Genomic DNA, 18,660 nt, shown 5'->3' with positions numbered 1-18,660 from the left:
CACCCGTAAATCAAGATGATAATGGAGTTCCTCTTTCCCATTATACGCTTTTTTCCGAAAATCATACGGTATTTCCAAAATCTCTAAAAAAGGGAGAATGTTTACCCTATTTTTGTCGAATAAAAAAGAACGAGGTCAGTTTGACTATCGTTCTTTTTGAATGTTGTTTATAAAAAACTTGACCCGCCTTGAAGGAGTGGATTCCGCACTTGCACTCTTTTGCCGTCTTCTATATATACTCTTGGAACACGGTGGCCAATCGAGCACGTGACTTCATAGTTAATGGTTTCAAGTCTTTTAGCGATTTCATCGACTGGTACCATGTCTTCTCCTTGCTTACCAATTAAAACGACCGGTTCCCCTACTGGAAGCTTGTCTTTCAGTTCAACCATGAATTGATCCATACAAACCCTTCCGGCGATCTTCCGGCGCTTTCCGCCAACAAGTACTTCCGTTCCTGCCAGCTTCCGGATCCATCCATCTGCATAGCCAACTGGAACCGTGCCGATCCACGTATCTTGATTGGCTGTATACGTTGCTCCGTAGCTGACACTCTCACCCTTTTGAATGTGCTTCACATGGGCAAGTTTTGTATGAAGAGACATAGCTTCTTCGAGCTTGAAAGGCAGTTCATCCTTGATTTCTTCTGACGGCGACAGCCCGTACATACTGATACCGAAGCGAACCATATTAAACAAGACGTCTTTAAACCTTAGACCCGCTGCACTGTTGGCGCAATGAACGAGCAGCTTGTCCGTATGAAGCGGCTCAAGCAGTGTTTGAAAGGTGTCGACCTGCCGATCAAAGTAGGTCTCATCCTTTTCATCTGCTGTCGCAAAGTGAGTAAATACGCCTTCCAGCTGTAAATAAGAGTGCTCGCTGACAAGTTTTTTCACTTCGTTCACTTGCTCAATCGTTTTCACACCTAATCGGTTCATTCCGCTGTCTATTTTCAAATGAAATCGTATAGGCTGTCCCATCTGCCCTTTTATCATGTTGGTGACGTCTCTCAGCCAATCGATGGAGTATGCAGTCATGATGACATTGTATCGAACGGCGACTTTGACATATTCAGCAGGTACAGCGCCGAGTACCAGTATTGGTGCTTTGATGCCTTTATTTCTTAAAGAAATGGCTTCATCTAAAAAGGCGACGGCTAATACGTCTGCTCCTGCTTTGAGAGCAGCTCTTGTCACTTCTATATCTCCATGTCCATATGCATTGGCTTTCACCACAGCCATTAGTTGAACATTTTGACCGATATGATCTTTCATATGTGAAACATTATGCTTGATTGCTGATAAATTAATTTCTGCCCATGTGTCTCTATAAAAGGCGTTTGTGTCCATCCGTCACACTTCCCTATTGAATGATTCAATCCCCTCATATGATACTAAAAATCCAGAATAATGTGAAACAACTCAAAGAAAATCAGCCCCTGCACAGGGCTGATTTGTTGTTATGTTAAGAATCTCGCCTATTTCGCTGACTGTCCTTCTACACTTTTGGCGACCATTAAGAGTTCTTCCTTCGATAAATCACTTGAAGAAATTAAGTAGTCAACTCCATCAGATGTCCAAGAAAGAGATTTGTCTGTCAGAACACCCACTGTCATGCCAAGATCGACTGGCTCGCCGTTCATTGTCACAGGCGTAGACGCTTCTGCTACCCGCGCTTTTTCCTGAATGAGTGTGAAGGATTTCTTTCCGCCATACGTCATCACATAACGCTTCCCGGCATCTGTTGTCATTTCTTTCTCTTCCATTTTCTTCACGCCCTCTGGCATATCCACAGGCGTTTTCACCGCAAAGCTGTCAGATGGATCTGCACTTGTGGCAACATCCATTTGAGAAAGTGTCATATTTTTCTTCTCATCAAAGGCATCTTTGTCAAAGGATTTGTTGAATTCAAAGTGAGAGAATTCTACTTTCACCATTGGCTTTTTATCGCTATCCAGTACTTTCACACTGGCAGGCGCCATTGTTTTTTTATGAAAGGTAATCTCTTGGGTCGGCAGCATTTGGTTGTGCTGATAGTTGGTTTTTGTTTCAAAAACGTACTTCGACTCTTTTGCTTTGAACTGAGCTGCACTGTCATTTTTAATGTCTTTCACAAGTGATTCAAATAAATACACCTGACTGCTGTTGTTCGGCCAATCGCTATGGAAGCGGAAGCTTTTGTTTAATGAAGGTGTCAGCACAAATACACCATTGCCATTTCTTAAAATGACTTGACTCTGATCCTTCTTCGGATTTTCTAAGTAGACACGGTAAAGCTCCGGCTTCTTGTACCAAATTTCCACATGGTATTCCTGCGGATCATTTCCTGTCTCAATGGTCATTTTTGCTTTGGCTTTGTATGATGTCATTTCCTCTGCCTTTTTGTTTAAATCTCCAACGATATCCTGTTGAGATTTTTGACCGCATGCGGAGAGAATCAGTACAAAAAGGATCCCCGTTACAAGCAAAACAAAGCTTTTTCTCACCCTTTTCAACCCCTTCGTTAATTGTGTTAAAAGGAAGAAACCGCTTGTTTGACTTTAACAGTACGCCTCAAGAGTTAACTGCGTACCGCGAACCATCAAAGCCTGTTAGCAACTCGCCCTTCCTTATCGCACTACCCAATATATGAAGGGGGGACAAACAATATGCAGACTAGCTTGACAACCTTTCAATTAAAACTTGTGCTGCAGCATATTCTTTTGTGTGTGTAATGGATACATGAACGTAGTCTTCTTTTGTTTTCTCACTTTTAATGAGAGGTTTTCCGTTCGCATCTTTTTGTATCTCGATGTCGTGAAAGCTGACATACTGACCAATTCCCGTACCGTATGCTTTTGCGAATGCTTCCTTCGCCGCAAAACGGCCTGCTAGAAACTCCAGCTGTCTCTTTTCACTTAGTGTGCGAAAGTCTTCCTGTTCACGTAAAGTCAAAATTCTTTCTGGTAAACGGGGCTGCCTGCTAAGCACTCGTAACAGCCGGCCGATCTCTACAATATCCATACCGATTCCTTTAATCATGAGGTACCTCCTATGATACTCGTACTAATTTGGATGTTCGCTTCATAAACGTGTTACTATAAACTTACCATTATCTAGTCAAAAGGGGTTTGTTATGTTTATTCGAACGGAGAGCTTTCAACAATTTATTAGATCGTATCCCATCGTAACAGCGATCCTTGCTTTGCAAATCGGCCTATGGCTTTTATTTGCAATCCCTATTCCAATGATCCAGCTTGGGCAGGACCATCTCGTTGGTTTTAATTATGGTGTTGCAGCAGGAGAATGGTGGCGGCTTTTAACGCCTATTTTTCTTCACGGAAGTCTGACACATATTCTGTTCAATTCCATGTCGCTCTTCCTATTCGCTCCAGCACTTGAGTATTTGCTTGGAAAGGTTCGATTTCTTGTGATTTATCTGGGTGCTGGATTCATTGGCAATCTCGGAACCTATTGGGTGGAGCCTTTAGAGTACGTACATGTCGGGGCTTCTGGTGCGATATTTGGTTTATTTGGCGTCTATCTTTATCTTGTCCTATTTAAACCACATATGATGGACCGTGGTAATTCTCAGGTCATCTTAACGATTCTCGGCGTTTCTGTCATTATGACGTTCGTCAACTCGAACATCAACATCATGGCCCACTTATTTGGATTGATAGGCGGCATGATCCTAGCACCGATCACCCTATTCTTCCATTCAAAAAAACGACGCTATTAAGCTCATAAAAAATGTCGATCACTCTGTTTAACGGGAGCTGATCGACATTTTTTGGTTTAAGTTGATTGATTCGTTTCATAGGAATACCAATCGCATACACGTGCAGCATCTTCCTCTTCAAGGTGATGCACACCAAAGGAATCAAGCAAGGCAGAGGACTTCACAAAGGTGTGAATACTTGCCACCCGCCCTTTCTTTTGAAAATAAGATTGGGTCATCGTATAGTTTTGCATTCGTTTTCTTAAAACAATTCCGGTGGTCTTGCCGATACCTCTTGTCGTTAATTGAATCAGTTGATCTTTGATCACATATCCTGATTGTTTATAGGCTAAATACCCAAAGAACAAGGCAAATGGTAATGGAATCAGCGCCAAATACCCCCATGGTGGAAAACGTACAGAAAGGATTATACCTACAAGTAATGGAACAAATCCGTAAGATATCAGATAACGTTTTAGTGAACGCTTCGGCACTTTTTTCAATTCACTTTCTGGTGCCAGCTGATATTGATCTGTAAATTGCGTTAACAATTCATTGATTTTTTTCTTCCGTATGAGTGGAAATAAGACAGAAGAGGTCTCTTTTTCTGTAATGGAACCTCCTGCGCTGACAAGCATGACCGTCGCAAAACCAAATGGTTCACGAAGAATATTTTCCTTGATTTTCACTGCTTGAATTCTCGCAAGCGGAATGGTCATTTGATGCCTTTCGATGAGTCCTCTTGTGATGATGATGTCTTTCCCTTTTCGTTTTGCGTTAAAATTCGCATATTGAAGGGCTGTTACCCCAACACTAAGAATCCACGCAATCAATACGGCAATAAATATGAGAATCGCATAAATCTCAACACTCGCATGACTTAAAAAAGAAAACCGTTTGAGGAATCCGTCCAAAGGCAGAATTTCATCTATTTGTGTGTAAATGGCGAGACACCCAGAAATAATGACGCCGATTCCGCTTGAAGTGGTCGCAGCCAAAAGCAGCTCTGGTATACCCATTCTGTAGGAAACACTGATTTCTTTTTCTACAGGCTGTTGCGCTGTCAGAGGATCAGGGAAATCTAAATTTTCATCATTCATTTCTTCTTGTTGCAAGCTTTTCTTCCGGTTGAAAATCGATTGCTTTAATTGCTCAGCTTCTGCTTTTGTAATGGCCGTCAGGCTCACTTCAGGTCCATCCGTCCCGCCTGCCGTTTCGATTTGCACCCGAACCAAACCAAAAATCCGCTGGAAGATGCCTTCACTTGTATTCACCGTTTGAATTCGTTCTAACGAGATATACTTTTTCTTTTTGGTGATGACACCTGATTCTACTCGAAATTCATCGTCTTCCATTCGATAGGTGAATCGTCTCCATGCTAAAACGGTTGAAACAGCTTTCCATAAAAGAAGCACCCCAAGAATGATGAACGCATAAAAACGAATACTTGAATTCGAGTTCACAAAAATAAGCACGAAAAAAGGGATAATGAAGTTTTTGATCATGGATACGGCATCTGATATAAAATCAATGAACATCGAGATTGGATGTACACGTTTTGGTTCAGACATCATCTTCCGTCACCCTTGCTAATCGAGATATGTAATCGCGAAGCTCATCTGCCTCTTCTAATTCCAGCGCCGGAATATCATGCACTGTCGCAGCAGTAGAAATTTGAACAGAAGCCAACCGGTAGCGCCTTAAAAGCGGTCCTTGAGAAGTATCCACATGCTGAACACGTACCATTGGCACAATGACACGTGTGACACGAATCAGTCCGTGCTGTATTTCAATTTCGTTCTCAAATACTTCGTAGCGCCAGATGTGATGGCGGATTTTCGGTATGAGCCAGATTCCGAAGATGACCTGTAAAATCCACAAACCGATGAGGATGGCTCCAATCCAATATGGCCATTGAAAATAATAACTAGCTACAAATACCCCAATGATGATGAATAAGAAAATCAATGAGATAATTCCATTTTGAAGACGCCATACTTTTAATCCATTTAAGCTGATTTGACGTTGCGGCTGTTTTCTCACATTCTTCCCCCATTCTCTTACTTTTCTATCAATATATTACGAAAGAAAGCCTAAAAAGTTTCATTAGGCCTGTTAAAAAAAGCGAACCCTGCAAAGGATTCGCTTTTGAATTAGTTGTTATAAGATTTCTTTTGACGACGATCGTTAGAAGAACGATTGCGGTCATTTGAAGAACGCTTTTTATCACCGTAAGATGAACGGCTTTTTCCGCGATAGCCGCCTCCGCCGCCACCGTCTCTACGTTTTGAAGAGCTGCGGTTGTTACGATTGCGTTTTGAAATCATTGGTGCTTCATCTGTCAAACGAACAGGCGTTGCATCCGGCTCTTTTGTCATCATTTTGATAGCAGCCGCAACCACTGTAACAGAGTCATGATCTTCTAACAATTCAGCAGCTGCTGTCATGTAGAAGTTCAAGTTGTTTTCACTAATGATTGTGCGTAGACGGTCAACTGTGACTTGTTGTTGTCCTTCAATTGCCTCGTCTAGAGTTGGTTCTTTCATACGATCCATTTTACGCTTAGTCGTTTGCTCAATCGCACGAAGCATATCTTTTTCACGTGGTGTAATGAATGTCATCGCCATACCTGTACGTCCAGCACGGCCTGTACGTCCAATACGGTGTACATAGCTTTCTGGATCTTGTGGTACGTCGAAGTTATACACGTGTGTAACACCTGAGATATCAAGTCCACGTGCTGCAACGTCTGTTGCTACAAGCACATCGATTGAACCTTCTTTAAATTTACGAAGCGCAACCATACGTTTCGCCTGAGTCAAGTCACCATGAATTCCTTCAGCTGTATAACCTCTAAGGTTTAATGCTTCAGTCAATTCGTCAACACGACGTTTCGTACGGCCGAAAACAATTGAAAGCTCTGGTGATTGAATGTCAAGAAGACGAGTCAATGTATCGAACTTCTTACGCTCGTGAATATCCAAGTAGAACTGCTGGATGTTAGATACAGTCATTTCTTTCGCTTTTACTTTTACATGTTCTGGGTTTGTCATGAAACGCTCTGCAATACGCTTAATTGGTGCAGGCATTGTCGCAGAGAATAAAAGTGTTTGGTGTTCACTTGGTACATTTGAAAGGATCGCTTCAATGTCTTCGATGAAACCCATGTTAAGCATTTCGTCTGCTTCATCAAGCACGACTGTTTCAACATTTTGAAGACGCATTGTGCGACGATTAATGTGATCAAGTAAACGTCCTGGAGTTCCTACAATGATATGAGGATTTTTCTTGAGCGAACGGATTTGACGGCCGATATCTTGTCCACCGTAAATTGGAAGTACACGTGCACGCTTGTCTTGGCCGATTTTGTATAGCTCTTCAGATACTTGAATCGCTAATTCTCTTGTTGGCGCAATGATAATCGCTTGGATGTTAGGAGACGCTGGATCGATTTTTTCTACAAGAGGAATACCAAATGCTGCAGTTTTTCCTGTTCCTGTTTGTGCTTGTCCGATGACATCTTTATTCTGAAGACCGAGAGGAATTGTTTCTGCTTGAATCGGTGTTGCTTCTTCAAATCCCATGCGGTTAATAGCTTTCATGAGACTTTCGCTTAATTGAAAATCTTGAAACGTTATAGTCAATTTATTCAAACTCCTTCTAATTGCTGTTTCAGTAATCTCGTGAATGATCATTAAAAACTGCCCTTTGTATGAAAGGACAGGTCCATTATATACAAAGCCCGAATTACCCTACATTATATCTTACCATTACACTATTTGTTTTTCAACAAGACAGAAATGGATATATCTACTGCTCGACAATGACCGATTCACCTTCACTTTGATCTCCGTCCATCCATTTCCACTTTTCAAACAGTTGAATTTTTCCGTTATCCAGCTGCTTAGGAGTGGAATGACATGAACCGCTTCTCATGCTGCCATCCTTACTTACATGGTGATATCTAAAATGAAGTGCTCCGTCTTTATTCACAGTTCCTACAAGCACGCCAGATTGAATACTGCCGCCTTGATATGTGCCCGTTAAAATATTCCCGTCCTGACGATATTGAAATATGGTTCCTTCCGATACTTCCCCATTGCTCGAATTAGACTGCGGGATAAAGGTTTTTCCGTCATATTGAAACAACCGAATCGACCACCTTTTCTTACCTATTGTAACATAGGCCTGTCACTCATTCGACAAAAATGATGCAAATTTTAACAAGTGGGATTCAATTTATATTAGTTTAGCCACATTTTAGCTTTTCTATAGATTAAATTGTTTTTTTTAGAAATTGTTCGACTTTCTCAAACAATTGCTGTGCACAAGGCTCATGACAAACGTGATGTTTACAATCAGGTAAATAGAACATTTCTTTCTGACGGGACGGGATTTTATGATAAATGAATTCTGCACTAGAAGCGGGGACGATCCCATCACTTTCACCTTGAACGATCAAGACAGGTAGATGAAGCTTTTCAAGAGAACCTTTCGTTTGCTTCACCAATTTCATAAATTCTACAGCAGCTGATAGCGGTGTACTCGTCAGCTTATGACGATATCGATCATACAATGGGTTCGTCTCAATCAAACCAGACAAGGATTCCTTCACCATCTGCCTTGTGTCTTGAATCATTTGTTTTGGGTTTACATATTTAGCAGCAGCACTTAACAGAACAAGACGGGCCACTGGATACTTCGCTGCTAAATATGAGGCAATCATCCCGCCCATAGAAAAGCCGACCAAATAAATGGTGTCACATGTTCGGTAAAGGGATAAGAGTTCTAATTCAGCGGTGGCAATCCACTCCTGATAGAGAATGCCTTTGAGCTGAAGTTCCTCCCCATGCCCCGGAAGCGTGACAGATTGTACCGTCCAATCTGTCGTCTGCTTTAAATATTCCGCAAGCGGCTCTACTTCATACGGGGCACCAGTAAAACCGTGTATACATAGACAGCCAATCACCCTGTCACCTTCTTTGCCGATCTGATTTATAGTGCAGTAATAACGTCTTCCAATCTCATGCCACGGGAAGCTTTGACCAGAACGACATCGTCAGGTCCTGCCACATCCGCTAGTTTTTTCTTCAATTCTTCTTTGTCCATATAAGAAGACACGCGGTCGTCTCCAAATGCTTTCTTTGCTCCTTCAGCAATGAATGCGCCAAGACGGCCAAACGTTAAAACATGATCAATAAACTCAGGCTTGATGTACTCCCCTACTTCAAAATGATAGGTCTCTTCTTCACTGCCCATCTCCAGCATATCTCCGAGTACGAGAATGCGGTTAGCAAAGCCATCCATATCTCCTACAAGATCAATCGCTGCTTTCATTGACGTAGGACTCGCATTATACGCATCGTTGATAACCGTGATGCCCTTATCTGTTTTAAACAGTTCTAAACGCATGCCTGTCAATTTCGTTTGCATCAGCCCTTGGGCAATTTGTCTTTCATTCAGACCGAAATGCTGGCCGATTGCAATAGCTGCAAGAGCATTCTTTACATTGTGTTTCCCTAATACAGGAATGAGAAACCCTTGAGCATATCCCTCCACTTGAAATTCAGTGCCTTCAGCGAGTTGGTGGATGTGAATCACCTTGATATCACAGTCCTCTGATTCTCCAAACATTTTTACGCTGCGTGCCAGGGCATTTGCTCTTTGGCGGAGTAAAGGCTCATCTCCTAAATAATAAAAAGTCCCATCCTCTTTTAACCCTTTTGTGATCTCACATTTTGCATCTGCAATAGCTTCTCTTGATCCTAAATCCTGCATATGAGATTCTCCAATATTCGTGATGACAGCTGCATCAGGTTCAGCGAGTTTAGATAAAAATTCGATTTCCCCTTTTGCACTCATGCCCATCTCTAGTACAGCAATCTCGGTTCCTTCTGGCATCGCAAGGATGGTCAGTGGAAGTCCAATGTGATTATTAAAGTTGCCATCTGTTTTGTGGACTCTGTATGTCGTTTGTAGGACAGAATGGATCATATCTTTCGTCGTTGTTTTGCCATTACTTCCAGTAATACCGACAACTCGAGGGTTTTCCTCTTTTAAGTATGATTTTGCAAGCTGTTGGAGTGCTGTCAAAGTATCCTCTACAAGTATGACAGGTACACCGAACGGTGGATTCGCTTCTGTTTGATTCCAAAGAACCGCTGCCGCACCAAGCTCCACTGCTTTTGAAGCAAAAGTGTGACCGTTAAAATGTTCCCCAATAAGCGGGATAAATAGTGCGCCTTTTGATACTTTTCGTGTATCTGTTGTCACTCCGTGTATCTGTTCTTCGCCAAAAGCTTCATTCGATAATGTGCCACCAGCCATTTGGGCGACTTGTTTCACTGTACGTTTGATCATGTTTTTTCGCCTCTCTTTCTCATTTCACGTTTGAAGGAAAAGAGACACTACCTGTAGGATAGTGTCTGCTTGCTTCTTACATTAAAAAGTGGTTTTAATGGTTTGTTTTTCTTGATGGCGTTCAATTGCAAGTGACACCAGCTTCTCAATCAGCTCAGGATACTCTACACCAGTATGTTTCCAAAGCAGCGGGAACATACTAAAAGGTGTGAATCCTGGCATTGTATTCACTTCATTGATCAGCACTTCGCCTTCTTCTGTTAGGAAAAAATCTGCACGTACGAGACCAGATCCATCAATGGCTTTAAAAGCCTTAATCGCCATATCGTGAATCGTCTTGTACTCTTCCTCTGTCACACTCGCAGGAATGATCAAATCTGTATCGCCATCTTCATATTTTGCTTTGTAGTCATAAAAATCTGTTTTAGGTGCAATTTCACCAACGACTGAGCATTTCGGCTCGTCATTTCCTAATACACCAATTTCAATTTCTCGTCCTACAACGCCTTCTTCCACAACAACACGACGATCATATTGGAAAGCCAAATCAAATGCTGTTTGCAGCTCTTCTTTGCTGCGGCATTTACTAATTCCGACACTTGATCCCATGTTGGCAGGTTTCACAAAACAAGGATACCCGAGAACTGCTTCTACCTGTTCTAGACTGTCTGATATGGCTTTCTCATAATCCTTTTTATTGAAGGAAAGATGCTTTGCCTGCGCAAGCCCAGCTTGAGCAAACACATCTTTCATCATGACTTTATCCATACCCGCAGCAGACGCGAGAACGCCGTTACCGACATACGGGATATTCAATAGTTCAAGTAACCCTTGCATGGTCCCATCTTCACCATTTGGCCCATGTAGCAATGGAAAGACGACATCAATCTTTTCATCAGCTGATGCAGGCTGTGGAAACATGCTTTCATTTAAAGAAGTTGGTAAAAACGTCTTTGCATTTTGTTCAAATTGAAGCATTTTGACGTTTGATACTGGTTCAGTGAGTTTTTCTCCTCTTAGCCATTCGCCCTCTTCTGTAATATAAATTGGATGTATATCGAACTTCTCAGTGTTAAGTGCTTTTGTAACCGCAAGGGCTGTTTGCAGTGATACATTATGTTCGGCTGACTTTCCGCCGTAAACCAATCCTAAACTTATTTTCAATGGATACTCCCCCCACTAAAATTCATCTTTACTATCTTATCACTTTCAAGCAAAAATGCTCTAATTAATTTTTGTTGTTACGGAATTGAAATGATTTGTAAAGGTTGTAAGCGCCCCCCCGAGCATTTGTATGTCATTCGCCTTTATTTTATATTAAAATGACATTGAAAAGGAGTTGTGACAAATTGAAAAAAATTACAAGCACTGAACAATTCAACGAAATCATTCAATCAGACAAAGAGGTCATCGTTAAATTCTTTGCGACATGGTGCCCTGATTGCACTAGAATGGACATGTTCATTCCAGACATCTTAGAGGCTTATGCTCAGAATGAATGGTTTGAAATAAACAAAGACGACTTTCCTGAGTTAGCGGAAACGTATCAGGTCATGGGAATTCCTAGCCTGTTAATTTTCAAAAATGGCGAAAAAACAGGTCATTTACACAGTGCCAACGCTAAATCACCTGAAGAAGTAACAGAGTTTCTTCAAGAACACGTTTCATAACTCATTTGAATGGAGACATCAGCCAACTCATGCTGGTGTCTTTTTTTATATCCTTTTAAATCAAATCTCTTCATAAGACGAGATGTGCGGCTAAAATGTTTCAACATAGGCAGGAATGTTTGATCTGATTTCATGACAAGGTTTGACAGCGGATTATTTCCTGGGAAAGAATTCATCGTCGATATGGATGGGAATATGTCGGTTACGTGAATTTTCTGAATTGAATCTTTACTTATGACATTCTGCTTTGTATAATGGAGATGCTAATTGAAAATGATTATCAATTTCATCTGTGTGAAATCTTATAGAGTCCATTCTACCAAAGGAGCGTTGAGTTACATGTCTAAGAAGAAAATCAAAACGTATCAGCAATTGATTGAAGAAAACAAGGAAGCGATCATGCGAGACCCTAAGATGATGGAAAGTATATACGCAACCATCGACAAAAAGCACCAGAAGCAGCTTGCCGCTGCTGGACGTGAATCATAAACACAAGAAGAGCAGTCAAACAGATGGCTGCTTTTTTATTTGCCTGAAGAAAAGAAAAAGCCGATAAAATCTATTCTTCGATTTTATCGGCTTTTGTTTTAATGTGATTTCGCTACACGGTCTTGCTTCATTCCTAAATAGATGAGCATATATGTTAGATAACCCATTGTCATCGTTAAACCACCGAAGAAGAATTGTGAAAACACGGGTTCTTCAAATGTCGTAACGGCAGCAAGAACGATCCAGCTCGCATATAAATAGACCATGAACCATTTCATGTTTCTTTTAAGTGTATACAGAAAGAAAAGACCCGCTAATGAAAAGATCCCTAGCGCTAGTCTGAAATAAACAAGATGATCAAACTGGAAGGCAAAAGACACAAACGAAAACGACAACAGCAACAAAATAGGTAAAGCCGTAATAAAATTTTTCACGATAGTGCCACCTCCATGACTCTGTCTTATTATAAGACAAAATCAGCCGGTTATCGTGAAATACAGACTCGTTTTCACAAAGATGTCACGAATTTTTCTTGTTATTTGACACAATTTTTACACATTTACATCACGCTTCCAAAAAAGGAGCCAAGCAGCACCAACAAAGAAAACGAAATGCGCCCCTACAATGAATAGCGAAAAAAGAGGGCTCATGCCCTGAAAGAGCGGCGGACCTTGAAAACTGTATTGTGTAAAGTCCGTATTAGCGAAAAGTAGAATCTTCCCCCACTGATTTTCTAACAGAGACATGATCGAAACTAATGATTTCGCCGCGTATAAGACGAAAAATGAAGTCACAAGTGCAATCAGACTGTTTCTAAACAAACTTGAGCACAGAAAAGCAAAGCTTGCCATCATGACCACTTCCACCCACTGTGATCCAATCACAGCAAATGTGTGCAGAAATAACCGCCCAGTGCTTTCATCAAAATCAGTACCAAAGAAAATAAGGCCAAAAAGAAAAGCGAACACATAATAAAAAACAAACAGGTAAAGGACCATCAGCACAAGAGTGATGTATTTTGACAAGAAAATATGAAGCCTTGTCTTCGGCCGAATCAACAAGAACTTGATGGTTCTTTTTTGAAACTCTGTTGAGATCAATGTGGCGCCAATCACGACAGCGAACACTTGTAAAATAAACACAACATTCGTGGAATAAGCAAAATAGTTCGCGACTGTATCTTGCCCGCCAAGCCCGGAAATGACTCGTTTCAATGCTAGAGCCATCGTCAATTGAAAGACAACAATCAGTCCAAGTGCAATGAATGTGATCTTTTGTCTCGTGATTTTTTTATGTTCATTCTTGATGAGTTGAAGCATCTGTCGTCCCGCCTTCCGTCCATTTCATAAAGGCCTCTTCAATTGATTGTTTTTGAGGCGTCATTTCAAGTACATCAAATTCTGCTAAGACAAGCTGTTTATTCAGCTCCGGCACACGGTCTTTATTCAGTTGAACCAGCACATGTTGATCCCTTTGTTCATATGTATATCCTTGCGTATCTAGCCATGAAACTGCCTTTTCTACTGGCTGAATATTCATCAGCACCTGCTCTTTCCCTTCCATGTCGCGAAGGTTTGTGTTGGCTTTGATCTGTCCTTTTTGGATGATGATCATGCGGTCACAAATCTCTTCTACTTCATGCAAAAGATGTGTAGCAAATAACACAGAGACACCTTCTTCTTGTACAAGCATTTGCAAGTGCTCACGAAACTCCTTCATTCCTGCGGATCAAGCCCATTTGTTGGTTCATCTAAAATGAGCAGATTGGGCTTATGCAAAATGGCTTGTGCAATCCCGAGCCTTTGTTTCATCCCTAGTGAATACGTTTTGACCTTCTGGTGAATGGCATGCTCCAGACGAACTCTTTTTACCACTTCAAAAATGCGCTCTTCTGAAACTCCATCATGCATAGATGCATACAGCTCAAGGTTTTCAAAACCTGTTAAATATGAATAAAATTCCGGATTTTCTATGATCGCTCCAACAGATGACATAGCATTTAGATGATCATCATCTTGAGAATATCCATTAATGATGATCCGGCCGTTGTTTTTTTTCATCAAGCCAACAATCAATCGAATCAAGGTCGTTTTTCCAGACCCATTTGGTCCAAGTAAACCGACAATTTCTCCTTGCCTAATGTCCATCGAAATATGTTGCAAAATTTGATGCCGGCCAATTTGTTTATCGACGTTCTCTATGTGTAGAACAGCAGACTGCAAAGTGGTTCCTCCTTCTGATGTAAAACCTATGGCGGCAGTTACGGCCGCTCATCCTGTAAAAAGTATATCACGCTAGACAAGCCGTTCCACGAAAAAAAGGGCTGATCCAGTCAGCCCTTTTTGTTGTTACAGTGATAAATTAGGTGTTGGTGCTTCCTTCTCATGTTTCTTCTCGGTTTCAGATACAATCACCGCACATGCTGCGTCACCTGTAATATTGACCACGGTTCTTGCCATGTCTAATAAGCGGTCTATGCCAAGGATCAGCGCAATGCCCTCAACAGGAAGATTCACGGAATTTAAAACCATGGCTAGCATGATGAGCCCTACCCCTGGGACACCTGCTGTGCCAATACTTGCTAGTACTGCCGTTAAGACAACTGTCAGCATTTGAACAAGGGTTAATTCAACTCCATACACTTGTGCGATAAAAATAGTCGCAACCCCTTGCATGATCGCTGTACCATCCATATTAATGGTCGCACCTAGCGGCTGCACAAAGCTTGAAATAGGTTCTGGCACCTTTAAGCGCTTTTGAGCTGTTTCCATTGATACTGGCAGCACTGCGTTACTGCTTGATGTACTAAATGCCACAACCATCGCTGGAGAAAATCCTTTGAAGAATGCCATTGGATTTCGTTTAGCTAATAGGGCAACGGTTGACCCATAGGTCAGGAAGAAATGCAAGATCAGCGCAATTAAGACGACTGAGAAGTAAAGTCCCATCGCTTTCATGGCATCGAGCCCCTGACTGCCAATTGCCGTTGCAATCAAACCGAATGTCCCGTACGGTGCGAATTTCATCACAACACCGACAAGATACATCATTAATTCATTTCCTTGTTCAAACAGCTTCAGCAAACCTTCTGTTTTTTTACCGAGCAAGGCAATGCCAAGACCTAAAAATACACAGAAGACGATAATTTGAAGCATATTTCCTTCAACTAGAGATTGGACTGGATTGGTTGGAATAATATTGAGTAGTGTGTCTGCCATTGATGGGGCTTCCTCAGCGGAATATTCTGCCGCTTTCGTATCAAAATTGCCAAATGCGCCTGGCTTAATAAGTAAGGCCAATGAAATGCCAATAATGATGGCAAAAGTCGTAGTGAGTAGAAAGTAAGTAATGGTTTTTACGCCGATTCTGCCAAGTTTTTTCGGATCGCCAAGGCCTGCTACACCAAGTGTGATCGAAAAGAAGACAATCGGTACAACTAACATTTTAATCAGGTTTAAGAAGATTTGACCTAGAGGTGTAAATAGATAAGGGTCTAACACTTTGAATACATTTGGAGCAAAAATGTTGAGCAGTAGTCCTGTGATTGCACCTACAATTAAAGCAATAATAATTTTCGTCGCAAGCTTCAATAAAATCTCCCCTTCCTCGTCAAAAAGGCCCACGAGAGAGTCTTCTCGTGGGCCTGCGTGTCCATACGTGTACCACTGTCTACTCTCTTCACGCTGATGAGGTTAGCTGACGGGTTAGGACGAAGAGATGTCCTTTTTTCTTAAAATAAGAAAAATTCACCCCAAAAACTTGGGTCCCCCATTCCTTTAGAAGGATTAAGCGTGTGGTAATATGATATTTTCATACTATTTATACCTTATTTTTAGAAAATTGTAAACAGGTTCATATGAACTTTTTAATTACTTTCTTCCTTATTCGTGACCTCCAAGATATCTAAGATAAACACAAAGATTGGGATGCCGATAATCAGTCCCCAAATGCCAATATAGTGTTCAGAAAAGATCAGGACAATAAACGTGAAGAAAATAGGGAGCTCTGTTTTAGCTGACATGAGCTTCGGATTTAAGAAGTAGGCTTCAATGGCATGGATGATCACAATCACCAGCACAATATATAGGACGTACATTCCGCCTCCAAGTGTATACGCAATGATGCTGAGTGGAACGAGGGAGATGACCACACCCGCTACCGGAATTAAACCTAACAAGAAGACCATGACCGCTAATCCAAATAATTGCGGGAAGCCCATAATGCCAAGCGCAATTGTCGTTAAGACACAGTTAACTGTTGCAATGATGAACTGTGCTTCAAGTACCTTACCAAATGTTCTGGAAAACTTACGTCCAAAGAAGGCAATTTCATGATAGAACACGGAGATTTTACTCGTTTTGAACTTATTCATGAATTGAATGAGGCGTTCCTTTTCGAACAGGAAGAACATGCTTAATATTAAGGACATAATGACCTGGATACTGAACGTGCTGAAATCTGTTAAGTATGTATAGAGGAAATTAAACCCTTTCTCGAAGAAAGAAGATATTTTGAAATCTCCGAACACATTGGTGACGACGTCAAAGAAGGGTAAATCTTGTGGATGATTGCAATCTTTTTCCCTAAATGAAATAACTGTTCCACCTGTTTAGCAATGATGGGCACAAACACAAAGCCGCCAAACGTCAATCCACCAGCCAGAAGGATGTACAAAATGGTGATGACTGATTTCTGTCCTATTTTCAGGAAGCGATTTAAAAAGCCTCTTATGACCTCTTCTAACCGGTTCATTAAAAAAGTGAAAATGAAGGTCAGGAGGATTAAATTCATCATTCCTCTTAATAGATATAATGCTGTGGCTAATACTACAAATACTGAAAACCTCTTGACACCAGGTTTTTCGAACAATTTAAAAAATGCCGCCATACGTTACACACCTGCCAGGACTAAAGTCTATTTTTCGTTGGATCTCCTATTCATTATATCGGATCTTTCTGTAAATTATATAACAAAAGGTCAATGAGGTCTTACGATTCGTCCTAAATTAATCAAGCTTTTATGTTTTTTCTTTTTTTACACAAGAAAAAACCGAACCCCATGTAGACATAAGGTTTCGGTTTTTGGTTGTTTTTATACTAAACAGCCTGCTTGATATTTCGCATTTCCTGTAGCGCTGTTTTACTCTTCGCTTCGTCAAATTCCCCTTCACTTTTCGCTACAACAATTGTAGCAATTCCATTTCCAATCAGGTTCGTAATCGCTCTTCCTTCACTCATGAAACGGTCGACCCCTAATAGCAGTGCAAGACCTTCTAGCGGGATAACCTGAAGTGCAGCAAGTGTAGAAGCTAGCACGATAAATCCGCTTCCTGTGACTCCAGCTGCTCCCTTTGATGTGAGCATCAGAACAAGGATAATCGTGATTTGCTGTCCGATGGATAGGTCCACCCCAAACACTTGCGCTAAGAAGACCACGGCCATGGACAAGTAGATTGAAGTACCATCTAAGTTAAAGGAATAGCCTGTCGGAATGACAAGTCCAACAACCGACTTAGAGCACCCGTAGCGTTCCATTTTATCCATCATTCTTGGCAGGACCGATTCTGAAGAACTTGTGCCAAGAACAATTAAAATTTCATCTTTGATAAAACGGAGGTAACCGAACAGGCTGAAGCCATACATTTTACAAATGATGTTCAGCACGACGAAAATAAACAGGAACATCGTCATATAAACGGAAAGCATCAGACTAGCTAGTGGTTTAATTGAAGCTAAACCAAAGTGTCCGATTGTATAAGCCATTGCTCCAAATGCCCCTAATGGCGCGGCACGCATGATGTAACCAATGATTTTAAAGAAGACCAGTGACAGCTTATCAAGCCATTCGATGATGCCTTTCCCCTTCTCGCCAAGTGCAGCGAGCGCAACACCGAATAAAATAGAGAAGAATAAGACCTGTAAAATATCTCCCTTTGCAAAGGCATCTACCATGTTAGATGGCACAATGTGTGTGACAAACTCCATCCAGTCGATACCCTGTCCCCCATTTTGGGTATATTGCGAGACATCCCCTTTTTCAAGCTTACTATAGTCAAGACCTGCTCCCGGCTTCATGATATTGACCACAAACAGTCCGATGACAAGCGCAAGCGTCGTCACAACTTCAAAATAGATAAAAGCTTTTCCCCCAACTTTTCCAACCTTTTTCATATCCCCCATCTTGGCAATTCCAAGAACAATGGTTAAGAAAATAATGGGTGCAATGACCATTTTCACTGCATTAATAAATGTGTCACCAAGCGGCTTCATTTCTTTCCCGACGTTTGGCCAAACCATCCCAACAATGATCCCGATAATGACAGCTGCAATGACCTGAAATGTCAGGTTCTTCAATAGCCTCTTCATAAAAAATCAACTCCCTCACCCTTTGATGTAAACGCTTAACTGTTATCTGTAGGTAAATGATAGCGATTTCATCAAAG

General features: G+C 41.3%; 17 protein-coding genes, 2 pseudogenes and 1 riboswitch. Of the genes and pseudogenes, 3 read left to right on the top strand and 16 right to left on the bottom strand.

Annotation, left to right across the window (positions count from 1 at the left end; translation table 11 throughout):
* Nucleotides 1-167: 167 nt before the first annotated feature.
* The 3 genes from alr to acpS all read right to left on the bottom strand — a co-directional run bounded on the left by alr (nt 168) and on the right by acpS (nt 3,020).
* Nucleotides 168-1,349 carry an alanine racemase gene (alr, locus tag AC0VYC_RS02605; protein ID WP_475389360.1) on the bottom strand — a complete coding sequence of 394 codons (1,182 nt, stop codon included), beginning with the start codon at nt 1,347-1,349 and terminating at the stop codon, nt 168-170.
* 128 nt (nt 1,350-1,477) lie between these two features.
* Complete coding sequence (locus AC0VYC_RS02600) at nt 1,478-2,494, bottom strand: outer membrane lipoprotein-sorting protein (protein ID WP_007496489.1); 1,017 nt, start codon at nt 2,492-2,494, stop codon at nt 1,478-1,480.
* A 160-nt stretch (nt 2,495-2,654) separates the two neighbouring features.
* Nucleotides 2,655-3,020 carry a holo-ACP synthase gene (gene acpS / locus AC0VYC_RS02595; RefSeq protein WP_135010067.1) on the bottom strand — a complete coding sequence of 122 codons (366 nt, stop codon included), beginning with the start codon at nt 3,018-3,020 and terminating at the stop codon, nt 2,655-2,657.
* 94 nt (nt 3,021-3,114) lie between these two features.
* Here acpS and AC0VYC_RS02590 point away from each other — a divergent pair, with 94 nt between their 5' ends.
* On the top strand, nt 3,115-3,720 hold the full coding sequence (locus AC0VYC_RS02590; RefSeq protein WP_007496491.1) for a rhomboid family intramembrane serine protease: 606 nt from the start codon (nt 3,115-3,117) through the stop codon (nt 3,718-3,720).
* A 56-nt stretch (nt 3,721-3,776) separates the two neighbouring features.
* On the opposite strand, the gene AC0VYC_RS02585 is transcribed toward AC0VYC_RS02590, so the two are convergent.
* From AC0VYC_RS02585 to AC0VYC_RS02555, 7 genes are all read right to left on the bottom strand, one after another.
* Nucleotides 3,777-5,273, bottom strand: a complete 1,497-nt coding sequence (locus AC0VYC_RS02585) for a PH domain-containing protein (RefSeq protein WP_041507151.1) — start codon at nt 5,271-5,273, stop codon at nt 3,777-3,779.
* A complete protein-coding gene (locus AC0VYC_RS02580) occupies nt 5,263-5,742 on the bottom strand; it encodes a PH domain-containing protein (protein ID WP_008346922.1) in 480 nt (159 codons plus the stop codon). Before AC0VYC_RS02580 ends, AC0VYC_RS02585 begins: the two co-directional genes overlap by 11 nt.
* A 110-nt stretch (nt 5,743-5,852) precedes the next feature.
* Nucleotides 5,853-7,343, bottom strand: coding sequence for a degradosome RNA helicase CshA (gene cshA / locus AC0VYC_RS02575; protein WP_017358400.1), 1,491 nt, complete (start codon nt 7,341-7,343; stop codon nt 5,853-5,855).
* 166 nt (nt 7,344-7,509) lie between these two features.
* On the bottom strand, nt 7,510-7,848 hold the full coding sequence (locus AC0VYC_RS02570) for an avidin-fold protein (RefSeq protein ID WP_017358401.1): 339 nt from the start codon (nt 7,846-7,848) through the stop codon (nt 7,510-7,512).
* Nucleotides 7,849-7,975: 127 nt separating this feature from the next.
* Nucleotides 7,976-8,668, bottom strand: coding sequence for an alpha/beta hydrolase (locus tag AC0VYC_RS02565; protein WP_045035109.1), 693 nt, complete (start codon nt 8,666-8,668; stop codon nt 7,976-7,978).
* Between the two features lie 26 nt (nt 8,669-8,694).
* The gene (locus tag AC0VYC_RS02560; RefSeq protein WP_256689024.1) at nt 8,695-10,059 is read right to left on the bottom strand and encodes a UDP-N-acetylmuramoyl-tripeptide--D-alanyl-D-alanine ligase; all 1,365 of its coding nucleotides are present in this window, start codon (nt 10,057-10,059) and stop codon (nt 8,695-8,697) included.
* Between the two features lie 81 nt (nt 10,060-10,140).
* Nucleotides 10,141-11,223 (bottom strand): D-alanine--D-alanine ligase, encoded by a 1,083-nt coding sequence (locus AC0VYC_RS02555; protein ID WP_024720483.1) that lies wholly within the window; start codon nt 11,221-11,223, stop codon nt 10,141-10,143.
* 185 nt (nt 11,224-11,408) lie between these two features.
* On the opposite strand from AC0VYC_RS02555, the gene AC0VYC_RS02550 reads away from it, so the two are divergent.
* Both AC0VYC_RS02550 and fbpB read left to right on the top strand, forming a co-directional pair.
* Complete coding sequence (locus tag AC0VYC_RS02550) at nt 11,409-11,729, top strand: thioredoxin family protein (RefSeq protein WP_008346934.1); 321 nt, start codon at nt 11,409-11,411, stop codon at nt 11,727-11,729.
* Nucleotides 11,730-12,068: 339 nt separating this feature from the next.
* Nucleotides 12,069-12,218 carry a Fur-regulated basic protein FbpB gene (gene fbpB, locus AC0VYC_RS02545; RefSeq protein ID WP_017366658.1) on the top strand — a complete coding sequence of 50 codons (150 nt, stop codon included), beginning with the start codon at nt 12,069-12,071 and terminating at the stop codon, nt 12,216-12,218.
* Between the two features lie 98 nt (nt 12,219-12,316).
* Here fbpB and AC0VYC_RS02540 read toward each other — a convergent pair whose 3' ends face one another.
* The 6 genes and pseudogenes from AC0VYC_RS02540 to dctP form a co-directional block, all read right to left on the bottom strand.
* Entirely contained in the window at nt 12,317-12,652 is a 336-nt protein-coding gene (locus AC0VYC_RS02540; protein ID WP_017366657.1) for a hypothetical protein, read from the bottom strand.
* A 117-nt stretch (nt 12,653-12,769) separates the two neighbouring features.
* A complete protein-coding gene (locus tag AC0VYC_RS02535) occupies nt 12,770-13,537 on the bottom strand; it encodes an ABC transporter permease (protein WP_024720482.1) in 768 nt (255 codons plus the stop codon).
* Nucleotides 13,515-14,440, bottom strand: a pseudogene (locus AC0VYC_RS02530) (ABC transporter ATP-binding protein). Before AC0VYC_RS02530 ends, AC0VYC_RS02535 begins: the two are co-directional and overlap by 23 nt.
* Before the next feature lie 126 nt (nt 14,441-14,566).
* Entirely contained in the window at nt 14,567-15,808 is a 1,242-nt protein-coding gene (locus tag AC0VYC_RS02525; protein WP_025206789.1) for a dicarboxylate/amino acid:cation symporter, read from the bottom strand.
* A gap of 77 nt (nt 15,809-15,885) precedes the next feature.
* Nucleotides 15,886-16,020, bottom strand: a riboswitch (cyclic di-AMP (ydaO/yuaA leader).
* 63 nt (nt 16,021-16,083) lie between these two features.
* Nucleotides 16,084-17,105 (bottom strand): annotated as a pseudogene (locus tag AC0VYC_RS02520) (AI-2E family transporter).
* A gap of 209 nt (nt 17,106-17,314) precedes the next feature.
* Nucleotides 17,315-18,583 (bottom strand): C4-dicarboxylate transporter DctP, encoded by a 1,269-nt coding sequence (dctP, locus tag AC0VYC_RS02515; protein WP_007496516.1) that lies wholly within the window; start codon nt 18,581-18,583, stop codon nt 17,315-17,317.
* Nucleotides 18,584-18,660 lie beyond the last annotated feature (77 nt).

The sequence above is a fragment of the Bacillus sp. iso_77 genome, assembly GCF_056173625.1.
Note: the sequence above shows the minus strand (reverse complement) of the source record. Positions and strands in the feature narration are given on the sequence as shown.